Genomic DNA, 13,244 nt, shown 5'->3' on the forward strand with positions numbered 1-13,244 from the left:
TAAATTTCTCCCTTCGTGGTAATAACGGATTTTCCTCCCACGAGCACGAAATCAATTCTTAGTCAACGATTTCGATACCCATGCTGCGAGCGGTACCCTCGATCATACGAGTAGCAGCCTCAATGCTTGCAGCGTTCAAATCTGCCATCTTGGACTCAGCAATCTCCTGAGCCTTTGCGCGAGGCAGCTTTGCAACCTTGTTCTTGTTTGGTTCACCAGAAGCCTTTGCCAGACCTGCAGCCTTCTTCAGAAGTACAGCAGCTGGAGGAGTCTTAGTGATAAAGGTAAAGGATCTATCCTCAAATACAGTAATCTCTACTGGAATGATGAGACCAGCCTGCTTAGCAGTTCTCTCGTTAAATTCCTTAACGAAAGCCATGATGTTAACACCAGCCTGACCAAGAGCAGGACCTACTGGAGGAGCTGGAGTAGCCTTGGCAGCCTCAACCTGCAACTTTACCATCTTTGCAACTTTCTTTGCCATCTTATATACACCTCCTTAAAAGGAAATCAGCTTTTCTCTACCTGATCGAAATCAAGTTCAACAGGAGTTTCACGACCGAACATGTCGATAAGAGCCTTAACCTTGCCCTTCTCGTTGTCCACGGAAACAACCTTTGCTGCGTAATTTTCAAATGAACCGGATTTGATTTTAATGACTTCGCCAACCTCAACATCAATGTTGACAACAACCTTGGCTTCGCCCATTCCCATCTTGCTGAGGATGTTTTCCATCTCTGCTTCACCGATAGGTGTAGGATCTGTACCGGAACCAACAAATCCAGTAACGCCGTCAGTATTTCTTACGTCGAACCATGTCTTTTCGTTGACAATCATCTCGACAAATACATAACCAGGGAAAAGCTTTCTCTTGATTACTTTTTCGACGCCGTTCTTCTTTTCGATCTCATCCTTTACAGGAACAAGCACATTGAAGATTTTGTCTTCCAATCCCAAGGAACTAACTTTTCTCTCAAGATTGGACTTAACCTTATTTTCGTATCCAGAATAGGTATGTACAGCATACCAATGTCTTTCAAGCTTCTTTTCAGATTCCATACACTTGGATGCCCAGCATCCCTACCCTCCAGTCTTAACGTAAAATTAGATTAAACAACCTTGTAAAGAACGTATCGCATATCCAAATCAGAGAGCACACAATGAAAACCGTTATGGACACCACAACAGTATATCTGCCCAGCTCCTCCTTAGTGGACCAGGATACCTTTTTCATTTCAGCCGAAACTTCACGCAAAAACTGCATAGGGTTAAAACCTGAAGACTTCGTCTGAACTGCTGACGCTTTATCGTTCGTCAATGCATTCACATCCTGTCTAATATTGCAACCCTTACACTCTACTGCTAATTATTTGGTTTCCTTGTGCAGTGTGTGCTTCTTGCAGAACTTGCAATACTTGTTGAATTCGATTCTATCTGGATCGTTCTTCTTGTTTTTGTTGGTCTGATAGTTGCGACTCTTGCACTCAGTGCAGGCCAACGTAACCGCATTGCGCATCGTATGCACTCCTTACTATTGAAAATTATGTACACTTAACAAAATGTCACTAACATAATTTATCATAATATATTCTGAGTGTCAACAGACAAGCTCATTAAAATAAAAATGAAGGACATTTCATTTATGGCATAAATAAAACCCCTTTATTAAGGGGCTAAATTTAGTGGTTGGTGGCTGCGAAGAGATTTGAACTCCTGACACTCCGGGTATGAACCGAATGCTCTAGCCAACTGAGCTACGCAGCCATATATATGGAGCTGATAACCAGATTTGAACTGGTGACCTCATCCTTACCAAGGATGCGCTCTACCGACTGAGCTATATCAGCATACCAAGCTTTTGGTTGCGGGAAGAGGACTTGAACCTCTGACCTTCGGGTTATGAGCCCGACGAGCTACCGACTGCTCCATCCCGCGATATTCTGAAGATATAAAATGGTGGGCAGGGATGGATTCGAACCATCGTAGCCTACGGCGACGGATTTACAGTCCGTTCCCTTTAACCACTCGGGCACCTACCCAGTATCTTCACTTGGTGGCGGTTATCACTGAGATACACTCTTATCAGTGCGTCTTTTGTGTTTCCCGCTGACAGGTATATATACTATCATCTTATTTTGAGTTTGTAAAGCACTTTTTTTATTTTTTTATTATTTTTTCTTTTTTGCTCTGTCGCGAAGCCTGCGAGACCTGTCATTACGGCCTTTGTGGGTACTTCCCTTTCTATTTGCATACTTGCTTTTTGCTTTTTTTGCCTGTTGTTTTTCAGCCTGCTGCTTTTTCAGTGCAAGCTCCTTTTCCCGTTTTTCTCTCTTTATACGGGATGCCAAGCTTCTGCCAGAAATATCCTTGGTAATGTGATTTTTTATGCCGGCCTCGATTTTTCTCAACATATTATACTGGCGGGCATTTACAAAGGTAATGGCAACCCCCTGCTGACCTGCACGTCCCGTACGGCCGATGCGGTGGATATAGCTCTCGGTATCCTGAGGAATATCATAGTTAAATACATGGGTTACTCCCTCAATATCCAGTCCACGGGCTGCAATATCAGTGGTAACCAAAATCTGGAGCTTGGCCTGACGGAATTTTTTTAACACGTTGGTACGTTGAAGCTGACTAAGCTCACCATGCAGCTCGTCTGCCAGATAGCCCCGCTTGGCCAATGTCATAGCCACCTGGGACACCCGTGTACGGGTAGAGCAGAAGACCATGGCCAAATATGGCTGCTCCTCATTAATAAGCTCACAGAGCTTGTCCAATTTGGATGTTTCCATGGTATCCACCACGCGCTGTTTAATGGTGTCCAAGGTGATATGCTCCGCCTTTATCTCAATGTGCTGAACCTGGACCATATAGCGATGGGCCAGGGATTTGATACGATCGGGCATAGTGGCGGAAAACAGCATAATCTGCCTGTCCTTGGCCATGGTGGAAAGTATGGTTTCCACATCCTCAATGAAGCCACGGCGAAGCATTTCATCTGCCTCGTCGAGAACTATTTTGTTGGTGGTGGAAAAATTCAATGTGCGACGGCGAAGATGATCCAGAATTCTCCCCGGAGTACCAATAATAACATGGGGATCACGACCCAGCTTATGCTTCTGACGCTCAATATCCTGACCGCCGTATATTGCCAATGAACGCACACCAGTGGCCTTATCCAGAATTGCCGCCACTTTGGAAATCTGGATAGTAAGCTCACGGGTAGGAGTGATAATCAAAGTCTGAACATTATCCGCCTGTGTCTTAATCTTGTCATATAAAGGCAGCAAAAAAGCCAGAGTCTTTCCAGTACCGGTCTGAGCCTGAACAATGGTGTCACGGCCGTTTCTGAGAGCCGGAATAGCCTGCTCCTGGACTGGAGTGGTCTCTCTTATGCCGATTTTCTTTAAAGCATCACAGAGGGGCTGTGAAACGCTTAATTCTTCAAATAATTTCATAATAATCCCTCATATACATATATACAGATAGCTCCCCCAAATTGGGGGAGCCAATACAACGCTTATTTATTTTCGTACTGTGCAGCCAGACGCTTCTGGAGCTCCTCATCAGCAAGGAAGTCATCATAAGTGGTAAACTTATCAAATACACCACCTGGAGTAAGCTCTATAATACGATCAGCTATAGTCTGTACAAACTCATGGTCATGGGATGTAAAGAGCAAGGTACCCTTAAAGGCAATAAGACCATCATTAAGGGCAGTAATGGATTCCAGATCAAGATGGTTGGTAGGCTCATCCATCAAAAGAACGTTGGCACCACTGAGCATCATCTTGGACAGCATACAACGAACCCTCTCACCACCGGAGATAACAGAGGCCTTCTTCAAGCTCTCCTCGCCACTGAACAACATACGGCCCAGGAAACCACGAACAAAGGATTCATCCGGATCCTTGGAATACTGACGAAGCCAATCGGTCAAGCTCAGTTCGCAGCCCTCGAAATACTGGGTGTTGTCATTTGGCAAATATGCCTGAGTAGTGGTAACACCCCATTTAAAGGTACCCTCATCTGGCTCCATTTCCCCCATGAGAATCTGGAACAATGCAGTCTTACCAGCACTATTAGGGCCAGTAAACGCCACCTTATCCCCCTTCTTCAGGGTGAAGCTTACATTATCAAGGACCTTCTCACCCTCAATAGTCTTGGAAATACCCTCAACTATCAACAGCTGATCGCCAGCCTCGCGGTCAGGGGTGAAAGCGATATATGGATAACGGCGGGAAGATGGCTTAATGTCATCAAGGGTAATCTTCTCCAGCAATTTCTTACGGGAAGTAGCCTGCTTGGACTTAGAAGCGTTAGCCGCAAAGCGGGCAATAAAGGTCTGTAATTCCTTGATTTTTTCTTCCTTCTTCTTGTTGGCATCCTTGGCCATCTGCAAAGCCAACTGACTGGAATGGTACCAGAAATCATAGTTACCAACGTAAAGCTGAATCTTGCCAAAGTCCACATCTGCAATATGTGTACATACCTGATTTAGGAAGTGACGATCATGGGATACTACAATAACGGTATTTTCAAAATCTGCCAGGAAGTCCTCCAACCACTTAATAGATTCCAAATCCAAATGGTTGGTAGGCTCGTCAAGAAGAAGAATATCCGGATTGCCGAAAAGAGCCTGAGCCAACAGGACGCGCACCTTCAAATCCGGATCCATCTCGGACATCATCTTGTTGTGATGCTCCTCATGGATGCCAAGGCCATTTAACAGCTTTGCCGCATCGGCCTCTGCATCCCAGCCGTTAAGCTCGGCGAATTCTGCTTCCAGTTCACCGGCACGAATACCATCTTCATCGGAAAAATCCGGCTTAGCATAAATTGCATCCTTTTCTTCCATAATATCTACCAAATGCTGGTTACCCATAATAACTGTACGGATAACATCATACTGGTCAAAGGCAAAATGGTCCTGCTTCAGTACGGACATGCGCTCACCAGGAGTAATATCTATGGAACCCTTGGTAGGCTCAATATCGCCGGAAAGCAGCTTCAGAAAGGTGGATTTACCAGCACCGTTGGCACCAATAACGCCATAGCAGTTTCCCGGAGTAAACTTAATGGAAACATCCTTAAAGAGCACGCGCTTACCGAACTGGAGTGTAACACCACTTGTTGAAATCATTGTAAAAAAATCCTCTCTATACTGTTTTAAAAATTACTATATATTAATCATGAATTTAAGATTGCATGATAATAATCTAAAATACTTTGGCCATAACCAACTCCTGGTACAGCCCAACGACCATTAAGGTCCTGCCACTGATTAAGGGTATTGCTGCCATAAACGCCCCTTACCAGGGAATAACGTGGATCCACCACCGGAGTAGCCGGATTCTTGGTGGAAACATAGGCCAACAGATGCTGAATATGGGCTCTTACCCCCACCCGTGGGGACCCGAAAAAGGCTCCCTTTACTGTGGCACTGGTGGTTCCCAGACCGCAATAATTATTTTGAGCCGGAATAACGGTACCTCCATAGCTGAAAAAGCCTGTTTCCTTCAGAGCCTGTGCAAAGGCGATATCAGGGCGTATGCCCTCTAATGAAGCCTCTTCATAATAATAGTTTACCAATTCCTCCGGAGTGGTATTAAGGAGCGGATTTGGATTGTTCTTCAAAAGGTATCTTACACACTGCTCCTGAGTTGCCACAGGACTGCCCATAATATTCATCTCATCAGATGAGGTTGGCAATACTACCTTTGGCTGCTCCACAGGTGTAGGATGAAGTATCTCCTCTATTCTTTCAGCAAAGCTCTTTTTCTTCTCAGATGAACTGTTCTTGTCGGTAACCACCTTGGTTTTACCATTATTATATGTTCTCTCTGTAGAAACTGTGGTTTTCTTAACAGGCTCTGCATTACTATCAGCAATAGACTTTGCCTCTGTTGCACTGCCACAGCTTAACACTGCCAGCACACCCATGGCACATAAAAAACGGGCACAATTACCTTTTAAAAACACCCCAAAGACCTCCCAATTTTCATTTTAGCATTCTTATTTTATCTTTTTCCAAAACTATTTACCATCTTCAAAGTATAGTACAGAATAAGCCCAAAGCCTATTCCTGCCGTAAGACTGCCCCAAAGGGGAACTAGCATCAGAGTAAAAACTCCTGCCAAGATTGATATATTATCATTAATTTGTAAAAATTTCAAATCTGACAGCAAACAGCAGCCTGCTCCGATGACAGATGCTGCAAAAATTACCGGATAATCCTTAAGCTCCATCATCATAGGACCACAAAACAGTAATAATACCAACAGTAATACTGTAACCTTAGAGATTTTTGCAGGAGTGTCGCTGCCATAACCACTGGCAACAGAAACCTCGGCCACACTCATGGCTCCTCCTGAAAACAGTCCTCCAAGCAGGGAACCAAGACCATTAATTCTCAGCAGCTTCGCCTCATTTTCCCTCATGGTCTTGGCCACAGCCAGACCATCAAAAAGCAATACAAGGAAAACAACTGCTACTGAAACCAACAGCTCGAAAAATCTGTCAAAATTAATCTGAGCTGCCGTATCTGTAAAGCCCTCCGGCACAGAAAAGATATATGCAGGGACTTCAACATAGCCATTTATAATTGCCATTACCAATGCCACCAACAAACCTACAGCCAAGGCCTGTGATTTTTTACGGCTCAGAAAAACCATTACTGCCACAAAGCTTACAATAGTAATTATAACCAAAGGATCATTTAAGCTGCCCATGGATGTTAATTGAAACGGGTCTCCAATAACCAGCCGTCCCATTACAAGTCCTCTATAAACAAGCAGGATTCCCAAAGACGCAGGAATTACTGTCTCCAAATATTGGGGTAAAATGGATACCAGCTTACGATGAAGATTGGCATAAACCAAAAATAATATTAGCAGCCCAGCCAAAAAAGGCACTGTCATGGTCTCCTGCCAGGTATAGCCCTGGCAAATAACCAAATCATAGCATAAAAGGCTGTTAACCACTATTCCAGGAGCCATTGACACTGCTATCTTGTAGTATGCGGCCACCATAGTTCCCAGAATTGAGCTGAACACTACTGCCGTATATGCTCCATTAAAGGGCACACCGGCTTTCTGCCACATGATGGTAACCACCATGACATTTACTAAAATCAGGGCAAAATTTATGATGCCTGCAATTATTTCTTTAGATACATATTTCTCCATACACTTCACATCGCACAGCACCCATTAATATCATATAAATAAATCAGCCTATAACAAACATGGCTATAGACTGATATACATTACTTATCCATAACTTTAATGGAATTTGGATCGTCCTCATCCAAATCCTTGTCCAGCACATGCTTGCCAAATACTGTAATGGTATAATACAGGCCCACAAAAAATGGCAAATACTCTGCAATAAAACGCCATGACACAGCAAGAATACCTACTGTACCTGATGGTACGCTTTCACTAAAGAGATATACGAAACCACCCTCCGCAATGCCGGAGCCTCCCGGGGTAGGAGAAAAATAAAGCAGGATGTTCAAAAACATCATGCGTCCCATTACCGTAAGCCAGTCCACAGTAGCACCCAAGCCAAGCATAAGGAAAGGGACCACCATGTAAATAAAAATCAGGCTTAAGCCAGATTCAAAGAAAACCCGAATCATGGATTTGGGCGATGACGCCAACAGAATTATGGCAGACTTGCTATCTCTGTACATGTCCACAAATTTTTTGCTCCACTTTTTGGATAGCTTTCTGGCAATTTTCACTGCAAAATAATCAAATGCATTTCTGCGAATACCATAGGCTGCCACCAACATTAAAACAGTTGCAGTACCGGCGACATAAACCATTACCGCATTGGAAACACCTGGCAATATTCCCTCGTCATGAAGGAATATAAACGGCAAACAACAAGCCAGAAAGAATATGGAAACCACTGTACGGACCAATGCCAATACAGCGGCTTTTCCCCCTGGGACTCCTGCCCTGCGCAGAAACATCACCTGTGCTATGGCACCGGCAGCAGCACCGGGCCCCAGCATAGCCAGAAAATAGTTACCAAAAACCACTTGTACAGCCTGCTTCAAGGTAATATTTTCCCCGGATATTTTTACCATGTGCATTAATCTGGTTCCATCCAATACAAGACCGATGGCCATGGCCAATATTGCCAAACCAACGGACCAGGGCTGGAACATATATAAATTGGTAATGGTATTAATGTCCACCGTAAAATAAATTACTGCACTGGATATTACCAAAACCAATAGGAATAAGCCTAGTATACGCCCATAAACCTTATTCATTCAGCAACTCCTTAAAAAGAAATCAGCACTATTATACCATTTGCTTTCTTTCGTGCCAAATTCTACCTCTATTCCACAAACTCCTCATGACTGGCATAAGCGCTGTGGTTGTGAATGCTTTCAAAATTATCGCAGTCCAGAGCGAACCATTTGATGCCTTCAAGCTGACGAAGGGCAATCACGCCATCTCTTAAAATATCCTCAACAAATTTTGGATTGTCATAAGCCTTTTCCGTGACGAATTTCTCGTCCTCACGCTTTAGCAGCGGATAAACCTGACATGAGCCCTGCTGCTCCATAAGAGCTACCAAATCCTCAATGAGAATACATTCATGTTCATCATCGAAGGAAACCCTTACGTCCATAACACCACGCTGATTATGGGCTCCGTATTCAGAAATTTCCTTGCTGCAAGGACAAAGGGAAGTATATGGAACCTTCACACCCAAAGTAAACTGCAATGGCTGTTCTCTTTCCATAACACCATCAAAGAAGCAGTCCACGTCCAAAACTGATTTTCTCTTACTAACTGGGGCAAATCGATCCACAAAATATTTAAATTCAATATGGATAGCCGCTGTCTCCGCCTGTAATTTATCCATAGCCTCCTGCAAAATATCAGCCATTTCCACCTCTGCAATGGGCAGGCGGGTCCATTTGTTCAGAATCTCCTGAAACCGACTCATGTGGGTACCCTTGTATTCCATTGGCAGTGAAACTGTAAAGCTAATATTTGCCAAAACCTGCTGGTAGTCCCCCTCCTTTGTTTTTATCAAAAGAGGAAGATGTGCATCCCTGATACCCACCTTCTGAATGGCAATACCGCGGGTATCTGCACTATTTTGTACATCCTTCATAAATACACCTATTACATATTTTCATACTCAACTGGGTCAACTACACCAGCCTCAGCAAATCCACGAAGTCTCAGCTTACAGCTGTCGCAGACACCACAGGCCTTCTCGCCGCCCTTATAGCAGCTATGTGTAAATTGCAATGGAGCCCCCAGTTTACTTCCCAGCTGAACTATTTCCTTCTTGGAAAGGTCCTGCAAAGGGGTTTCTATTTTAATATTACGTCCATCAGCAGTCCCGGCTTTAGTAGCCAGATTAGCAGTTTTCTGGAAGCTGCCGATAAATTCCGGACGACAGTCCGGATAGCCGGAATAATCCACTGCATTCACACCAATATATACATGGTCTGCCCCAATAACCTCAGCATACGCCATGGCATAGCTGAGAAAAATCATGTTACGGGCAGGAACATAGGTAACTGGAATATCCTCTGCCCCATGCTGAAAATCTCCGTCCGGAACCTCAATCTGACTGTCTGTAAGGGCAGAGCCTCCGATTTCCTCCATATTAGTTTCTATAATAAGGTGCTTTTTCACGCCATAGAATTTGGCAACCTTCTTGGCACCCTCCAATTCAATATTATGTCTCTGATGGTAATTGAAGCTGATGGGATAAACCTCCATACCCTTTGATTTGGCCACAGCCATACATACGGTAGAATCAAGACCACCAGAAAGTAAAACAACTGCTTTTTCCATTATATAAACGCCCTCCTTACCCGACGCAATGCAGTTTACGAATAGCCTCAGTTATATTCTGTGCCTTATATACCGCTGAACCAGCTACCAATACATCGGCCCCGGCCTCCGCCAGTGCCTTGCAGTTGTCCACGGTAACACCGCCGTCCACCTCAATTTCGGCCTTGCTTCCGGCCTTGACCAGCATCGCCTTTAAGCGGGCAATTTTATCCAATGAATTAGGAATAAACTTCTGTCCACCATAGCCTGGATTTACAGACATGATAACAATCATATCCAGATCATCCAACAGCTCCTCCACCATTGAAAGAGGAGTCCCGGGATTAAGGCAGATACCAGCCTTACAGCCAGCAGACTTAATGGCCTGCAATACTCTATGAGGATGTTTTGCGGCTTCCACATGGAAGGTTATAATATCCGCACCTGCTTTGGCAAAGGACTCAATTTGAGTATCCGGATGCTCTACCATGAGATGTACGTCAAATACAGCATCCGTAACAGGGCGAATAGCCTTTACGATCAAGGCACCTAAAGTAATTTCAGGCACAAAAGTGCCATCCGTAACATCTATATGTACATAATCAGCACCTGCTGTAATAACCTTTTCAACCTCCTGAGCCAAATTGGCAAAATCAGCAGATAAAATTGATGGCGCAACCTTAGTCATCAATATGCCTTCTTTCTTTCCAAAATACTTTGCAATATATTCAAATATGCATCATAGCGCTCCTGACTGATAATTCCCTCTGCCAGGGCATTTTTTATACCGCAGTCGGGCTCATGGCTATGGGTACATGTATTATAATAGCATTTTTCTATTAATGGTCTGAACTCAGGGAAATAGCCCGCCAGAAGATTTTTATCAAGCTGCTCCAGCTCTGCCGCACTAAAGCCCGGTGTATCCACTACGATGCCGCCGCTGGCCACTGGCAGCAGACAGGCCGCTCTGGTGGTGTGCTTTCCCCGCTTTATTTTTTCAGAGATAACCCCCGTAGTAAGGGATAAATTGCTGTCAATAGCATTAAGGAGAGAGGATTTTCCCACACCAGAAGGCCCCGCAAAGGCGGTAACCTTCCCCTTCAGCAGGCTTCTGATCTCCTCGATTCCCTGCTTTTCATGAGCTGAGGCAAAAATAACTCTATAACCTGCGTCCACATAAGGCTTAACAAACTCATCAGCGGAAGCAGGCAACAAATCCGTTTTATTAAGACAAATTACAATTTCCGGAATGTCCGACCACTCTGCCAGCACCAAAAAACGGTTTAGCAACAACGAATTAATATCCGGCTCCCTAAGGGCAAAGGTTATGATCACTTGGTCAATGTTGGCAACAGAAGGCCTATGGAGAAGTGTTTTTCTGGGCAGACGTTTTTCAATAACGCCAGTACCATCACCCAAGAGCTCATACTCCACCATATCCCCTGTCACCACGGAGCCCTTTATTCTTTTTATTCTGCCACGAAGACGGCATGATAAAAGCTCCGGATTCTGAGTAAGCTCCCTGCCATCTTCAAGCACATAATAAAATCCGTTATATGTTTTTATAACCTGACCTGTTGGCATTTATATGTCCTTTACATTTTCAAAATAACTATGGTTTTACGACCTCTTCCGGAGATGTTTTCTGGGTTTTCTTCCCCGGATCTGTTGGCTTGGTTGTAGTTGAGGTAGCCTGTCCGCTGGAAACAATAATATTTACAGCACCGCCCTCCTTTACCTCGGAGCCTGCTGCCGGTGACTGCCCAATAACGGTGCCCCTTGACTGGGAACTCGTCTTTTCCGTAACAGTGCCAAGCTTCAGATTATTTGCTGCCAGATTGGATTTTACACTGTCCACAGACATACCAGTATAATCCGGAATGGTCACTCCAGTCTTCTTAGGCCCCTTGCTGACAGTAAAGTCTACGGTCTGCCCCTTGGTAACCTTGGAGCCATTAGCTGGATCCTGCTTCAAAACCGTTCCTGCCGGTTCATCGGCTTCTTCCTCGTAAACTGCGCCTATTTTAAGCCCCATTTTGTTCAGCTTGGCTTCAGCATTTGAACGTGACATCCCTTTTAAATCCGGCATAGTCAGCTCTTCACCGCCCTTACTGATATAAATGGTTACTTGGCGCTGCTCCTTAACCATAATTCCCGCCTCAGGGTACTGGGATACAACCTGTCCTGCTGGAACATTGGCATCATAAGTTTCTGCTATCTTAACACGCAGATTCTTTTCCTCCAACATTTCACGGGCGATCTCCACCTGACGCCCTACCACATCCGGAACCTCTACCTCTACGGAGCTCCAGAAATTTCCAAAGGAAAGGAAGGACCCTGCAAAGAATCCCAATATCAAAATCAAGACCAAGCCAAAGACAAACTTTTTGGACTTAATCATTTTCTTGAAGGACCCCTCATCTTCCTCTCCGGAATCATCGTAATCACCATCATAATCGTAATCATAATCCTGAGAGCTGTACTGCTGAGGCTGATTCTGCTGAATCATATCAGGGGTAACCCGTGGAATAACCTGGGTTGCAAAAGGATCATTTGAAGTCTGCGGTGCATTCACGATTGCCCCAGTGGATTTGCCCTGAATCATGGACAGAGCTTGCTCCAGATCCATGTACATATCTGTGCTGGTAGGCCGCAGCATAGGATCCTTGTTCATTGCCTTCTGTACAATGGCCTCCAAAACCGCTGGAACAGATGGTTTAATCTGACGAATAGGTACCGGCTCCTCCTGCAAATGCTTCAGTGCAATGCTGACAGAGGTTTCGCCGTTGTATGGCAATGTGCCGGTAAGCATTTCATACAGCACCACGCCAAGAGAATATACATCTGACTTAGTAGTAATAGCAGTGCCCTTAGCCTGTTCAGGAGAGAAATAATGAACAGACCCCATTACATTTCCCCCATAGGTCATTGTGGAAGAAGAAACTGCTCTGGCAATACCGAAATCAGTAACCTTAATGTGACCATCATCCATAATCAAAATGTTATGGGGCTTAATGTCACAATGCACCAAATCATTCTTGTGGGCAGCCTCCAGGGCACAGGCCAATTCCTTGGCTATGCGGGCAGCCTCCTCCGGCTCCAGATAGCCCTTTTCCTGAATATATTCCTTGAGGGTTTTGCCAGCCACATATTCCATAACAATAAAATGACTGCCTTCATCTTCCCCTACATCATATATATTAACGATATTCTGATGGGTGAGCTTGGCTGCACCCTTGGCCTCACGATGGAATTTCTCTATGAATTCAGCATCATTGGCAAACTGCGCATGAAGGATTTTTACAGCAACAGCACGGTCCAACAGCTTATCATGGGCTCTGTATACATCAGCCATGCCGCCGCCACCGATATGTTCCTGAATTTCATAACGTCTTGCTAAAACGCGTTCTATCATGCCATATC

The 13,244-nt window shown here is 44.5% G+C and carries 14 protein-coding genes and 4 tRNA genes; all 18 read right to left on the bottom strand.

Going from position 1 to position 13,244, the window contains the following annotated elements; all coding sequences use genetic code 11:
• Positions 1–58 precede the first annotated feature (58 nt).
• The gene (gene rplK, locus B6K08_RS07220) at positions 59–484 is read right to left on the bottom strand and encodes a 50S ribosomal protein L11 (RefSeq protein ID WP_027398041.1); all 426 of its coding nucleotides are present in this window, start codon (positions 482–484) and stop codon (positions 59–61) included.
• 26 nt (positions 485–510) lie between these two features.
• Positions 511–1,059 carry a transcription termination/antitermination protein NusG gene (gene nusG, locus B6K08_RS07225; protein ID WP_027407588.1) on the bottom strand — a complete coding sequence of 183 codons (549 nt, stop codon included), beginning with the start codon at positions 1,057–1,059 and terminating at the stop codon, positions 511–513.
• A gap of 34 nt (positions 1,060–1,093) precedes the next feature.
• Complete coding sequence (secE, locus tag B6K08_RS07230; RefSeq protein WP_071997220.1) at positions 1,094–1,264, bottom strand: preprotein translocase subunit SecE; 171 nt, start codon at positions 1,262–1,264, stop codon at positions 1,094–1,096.
• A 102-nt stretch (positions 1,265–1,366) separates the two neighbouring features.
• Positions 1,367–1,516, bottom strand: coding sequence for a 50S ribosomal protein L33 (gene rpmG, locus B6K08_RS07235; protein ID WP_027398039.1), 150 nt, complete (start codon positions 1,514–1,516; stop codon positions 1,367–1,369).
• A gap of 171 nt (positions 1,517–1,687) precedes the next feature.
• A tRNA-Met gene (locus tag B6K08_RS07240) sits at positions 1,688–1,764 on the bottom strand.
• 7 nt (positions 1,765–1,771) lie between these two features.
• Positions 1,772–1,847: transfer RNA gene (locus tag B6K08_RS07245), tRNA-Thr, on the bottom strand.
• 12 nt (positions 1,848–1,859) lie between these two features.
• Positions 1,860–1,935: transfer RNA gene (locus tag B6K08_RS07250), tRNA-Met, on the bottom strand.
• 19 nt (positions 1,936–1,954) lie between these two features.
• Positions 1,955–2,039 (bottom strand) — tRNA-Tyr (locus B6K08_RS07255).
• A gap of 129 nt (positions 2,040–2,168) precedes the next feature.
• The gene (locus tag B6K08_RS07260) at positions 2,169–3,461 is read right to left on the bottom strand and encodes a DEAD/DEAH box helicase (protein WP_039211667.1); all 1,293 of its coding nucleotides are present in this window, start codon (positions 3,459–3,461) and stop codon (positions 2,169–2,171) included.
• A 62-nt stretch (positions 3,462–3,523) separates the two neighbouring features.
• Entirely contained in the window at positions 3,524–5,146 is a 1,623-nt protein-coding gene (locus B6K08_RS07265; RefSeq protein ID WP_039211664.1) for an ABC-F family ATP-binding cassette domain-containing protein, read from the bottom strand.
• A 47-nt stretch (positions 5,147–5,193) separates the two neighbouring features.
• Positions 5,194–5,946, bottom strand: a complete 753-nt coding sequence (locus B6K08_RS07270; protein ID WP_080325834.1) for a glucosaminidase domain-containing protein — start codon at positions 5,944–5,946, stop codon at positions 5,194–5,196.
• A 77-nt stretch (positions 5,947–6,023) separates the two neighbouring features.
• Positions 6,024–7,190, bottom strand: a complete 1,167-nt coding sequence (locus B6K08_RS07275) for a hypothetical protein (RefSeq protein ID WP_143254865.1) — start codon at positions 7,188–7,190, stop codon at positions 6,024–6,026.
• Positions 7,191–7,270: 80 nt separating this feature from the next.
• Positions 7,271–8,290, bottom strand: a complete 1,020-nt coding sequence (locus tag B6K08_RS07280; protein ID WP_052212536.1) for a lysylphosphatidylglycerol synthase transmembrane domain-containing protein — start codon at positions 8,288–8,290, stop codon at positions 7,271–7,273.
• A 68-nt stretch (positions 8,291–8,358) separates the two neighbouring features.
• Positions 8,359–9,147 (bottom strand): GTP cyclohydrolase FolE2, encoded by a 789-nt coding sequence (gene folE2, locus B6K08_RS07285; protein WP_039211659.1) that lies wholly within the window; start codon positions 9,145–9,147, stop codon positions 8,359–8,361.
• A gap of 11 nt (positions 9,148–9,158) precedes the next feature.
• A complete protein-coding gene (gene queC, locus B6K08_RS07290) occupies positions 9,159–9,842 on the bottom strand; it encodes a 7-cyano-7-deazaguanine synthase QueC (RefSeq protein ID WP_039211657.1) in 684 nt (227 codons plus the stop codon).
• Positions 9,843–9,858: 16 nt separating this feature from the next.
• Positions 9,859–10,509 (bottom strand): ribulose-phosphate 3-epimerase, encoded by a 651-nt coding sequence (gene rpe / locus B6K08_RS07295; protein ID WP_080325827.1) that lies wholly within the window; start codon positions 10,507–10,509, stop codon positions 9,859–9,861.
• Positions 10,509–11,405, bottom strand: coding sequence for a ribosome small subunit-dependent GTPase A (gene rsgA / locus B6K08_RS07300; protein WP_039211653.1), 897 nt, complete (start codon positions 11,403–11,405; stop codon positions 10,509–10,511). The genes rpe and rsgA overlap by 1 nt, the downstream gene beginning before the upstream one ends.
• Positions 11,406–11,433: 28 nt before the next feature.
• Entirely contained in the window at positions 11,434–13,236 is a 1,803-nt protein-coding gene (gene pknB, locus B6K08_RS07305) for a Stk1 family PASTA domain-containing Ser/Thr kinase (protein WP_039211651.1), read from the bottom strand.
• Positions 13,237–13,244: the final 8 nt, after the last annotated feature.

Source organism: Anaerovibrio lipolyticus DSM 3074, from assembly GCF_900141865.1.
GTDB lineage: Bacteria > Bacillota > Negativicutes > Selenomonadales > Selenomonadaceae > Anaerovibrio > Anaerovibrio lipolyticus.